Genomic DNA, 1,505 nt, shown 5'->3' on the forward strand with positions numbered 1-1,505 from the left:
TATGCGGTTGACCCAGTTGGTCCTCGGTCTGTGCGACAGCGATGACGACGACGCCCAGCTGCCGCGGGTGGGCCGACCCCTCTCCGCTGGTGGAGGCGGGATCCTCCGGACGGTCGGCCGCGCCGGGGTGGGGATGGCCAGGGACTCGGTCGGTATCGCCCGCGGTCTCGCCGGCGCCACGGTCACGTTCCCGTGGACTCTCACGCGGCTGGTCAGGGCAGTGGTGGCCCCGGGCCGTGGGGTCACCCGGGTGCCCACGCGCGTCGTGGAATCCCTGGCCGACAGCATCGATCTGACCAATAGGACGACCAACACCTATCGTTCGACCTTCCGGTTGCTGTTCGAACCCAGATCGCCCGAGCTGTCCTGGAGCGGTCACGCCCATGTTGAGAAAAGGGTCTCCTGGATCTCCGGGCTGGACCTCGCGGCGATCAAGAGGGTGGCGAAGGTGCACGGCACCACGGTCACCACCGTGATGCTCGCGGCGGTGTCCAGGGCGCTCACCGAGTACCTCGACGCCCACGGCGATCGTCGGGTCTCGGACATCAACCTCATGGTGCCGATGTCCATCGAGCCTGTGGCCGACGAACTGCCGGAGGAACTGGGCAACCACCTCACGATCATCCTCATGCGCCTACCGCTGGGGATCGACGACGCCGACGAGCTCATCGACGCGATCGCCACGTCCATGTCCCGGGTGCGCTACTCGTTCGAACCACACGTCAACTTCGCCACCATGCTCGGCGTAGCGATCACTCCCGGCCCGGTGGCGCACGCGGTGGTCGACCTGCTCGCCAACAAGACCGTCGGCCAGCTCACGTCGGTCCCCGGGCCGGTCTCCACGGTGCGGATCGCCGGCACCCCCGTCGAGGGGATGCTCGGCTGGGTTCCGATGAGCGGCGACCAGGCCTTCGGGATCTGCATCTTCAGCTACAACGGCACGGTCTCGGTAGGCATCGCCACGGACGCGGGACTCGTGCCCGACCCGGGCGAAGTGGCCGGGATGATCGAGGACAAGTTCGCGACGTTCGCCGGCTGGCACGAAGGCGACTGACCAGCCGGCGCGCCCCTCCGCGCGGAATGAGCCCGACTCACCACGCGGGCGCCGGGACCTCCGGGTGCGCGGCGAACCAGGCACCGATGTAGGACATGTCGATGCCCTGGTCCTCGGCGATCAGGTCGTACATCGTGCGCCCGTCGAGTGCCTCACGCAGGAGGTCGGCGTGCCCGCTGTGCCGGTTGATCTCGGTGAGGACGTGATGCGCGCACCAGCGGCCGTCGAACGGCGCCAGGTCCGGCGGGAACCACGGCATCTCCGCGGGGACCGGGACCGGGGCTCCCAGATCGGCGGCGCGGAGATGGGCGAGGCCCGCGGCGCACCGGCGGTCGTACTCGGCGAGGATCTCCTCGGCGGTCGCGTCGGGGTCGACACGGTTGACCGTCTCGGCCCACTCGAAGGCCTCGGGCAGCGAGCGTCCCGTCTCGAGGGGGTCCGGCGCGGCGGA

The 1,505-nt window shown here is 69.7% G+C and carries 2 protein-coding genes; one reads left to right on the forward strand and one right to left on the reverse strand.

The window, feature by feature from the left end; all coding sequences use genetic code 11:
* The coding region (locus G6026_RS14945; protein ID WP_241728114.1) for a WS/DGAT domain-containing protein at positions 1 to 1,054 on the forward strand (1,054 nt) is incomplete at its 5' end.
* Between the two features lie 37 nt (positions 1,055 to 1,091).
* Here the strand turns inward: G6026_RS14945 and G6026_RS14950 are convergent.
* Positions 1,092 to 1,505, reverse strand: a 414-nt coding sequence (locus G6026_RS14950) for a DUF664 domain-containing protein (protein ID WP_182613640.1), incomplete at its 5' end; no start/stop codon positions are given.

Origin of the sequence: Dietzia sp. DQ11-38-2, assembly GCF_014145055.1 — a bacterium.
Lineage (GTDB): Bacteria > Actinomycetota > Actinomycetes > Mycobacteriales > Mycobacteriaceae > Dietzia.